2 protein-coding genes are annotated in these 1189 nt (G+C 71.8%); both read right to left on the reverse strand.

Annotated features, from left to right (window positions below; genetic code table 11):
• On the reverse strand, nucleotides 1–713 hold a 713-nt coding region (locus G6018_RS11635; RefSeq protein ID WP_182639673.1), incomplete at its 3' end, for a TSUP family transporter.
• Between the two features lie 170 nt (nucleotides 714–883).
• Nucleotides 884–1189, reverse strand: a 306-nt coding sequence (locus G6018_RS11640) for an Rrf2 family transcriptional regulator (RefSeq protein ID WP_182639674.1), incomplete at its 5' end; no start/stop codon positions are given.

Raw genomic sequence — 1189 nt, forward strand, 5'->3', positions numbered from 1 at the left:
CCGGCGGCAGTGCCCAGGACCCGCGGCGACAGGTGGCGCACCATCCAGGCGGCGAACGGCGCGGCGATCACGCCGCCGACCAGCAGCGCGGCCGCGAACGCCCAGTTGATGCCGGCGGCGCCGAGGCCGAAGAGGAAGCCGATCGAGGCGCTCACCGCCACCACGAACTCCGAGGCGCTGATGGAGCCGACGACCTTCCGGGGCTCGACCCGACCCGACGAGAGCAGGGTGGTCGTTCCCACCGGGCCCCATCCGCCGCCACCGAACGCGTCGAGGGTTCCGCCGGCGAAGCCGAGTGGGACGAGGAAGCGCGCCGAGATCTGGCCGGAGAACTGGGGCCGCCTGCCGCCGAGTCGCAGGAAGCGATAGAGGACGTAGAAGCCGAGCACGAGCAGGAGCGAGGCGACGATGGGCTTGGCCGCCGCGCTGGACAGCCGGGTCAGCGCGGTCGCGCCGATGAAGGCACCCACCGCACCCGGTCCGGCGAGGATCGCGACGATGCGCCAGTCCACGTTCCCGAACTTGTGGTGGGAGATCCCCGAGGCGAGCGTGGTGCCGATCTGGGCGAAGTGCACGGCGGCGGACGCGGCGGCGGGGGCGATGCCGGCTGCCACGAGGATGGTCGTCGAGGTGACGCCGTATCCCATGCCGAGCGAGCCGTCGACCAGCTGAGCCAGGAGTCCGGCGAAGCCGAGGACGATCAGGGTGGGCACGGGGGGATCCTCCGACGTCGGTCGATGACACTGTCACTCCCGGTGGCCGCCTGTCGGGCGGAGGGAGAGACCCTCCGGCCATTAAGGCATTAAACCGAGCTGTTCAGTAGACATTAACATCTGACCGCGGTGGGAGCCACCGGTGAATCAGCGGATCCGGGCCCCGTCCGTCAGCGGGGCTCCCAGGCGTCGTCGTCGAGGGTGAGCGCGTGGACGTCGGGGGGCAGCCGGCCCTCGGCCAGATCCGAGAGCGACACCGCGTCCATGACCCGCCGCAGGGAGGCCCTCGAGGCGATCCACACGTGCTGGAGGACAGCGGCGCGCTCGTTGTAGTCGACCGCCTCGGGGCGTACGTCGTAGACGCTGACGAGGGGGCCGTCGACCGCGCGCAGGACGTCCGCGACGGTGACCGCCCCCGCGTCCTGGGCGAGCGTCCAGCCGCCGGTCTTGCCCCGCCTACTGGCCACGATGCCGGC

Origin of the sequence: Dietzia sp. DQ11-44, from assembly GCF_014145205.1 — a bacterium.
GTDB classification, from domain to species: domain Bacteria; phylum Actinomycetota; class Actinomycetes; order Mycobacteriales; family Mycobacteriaceae; genus Dietzia; species Dietzia natronolimnaea.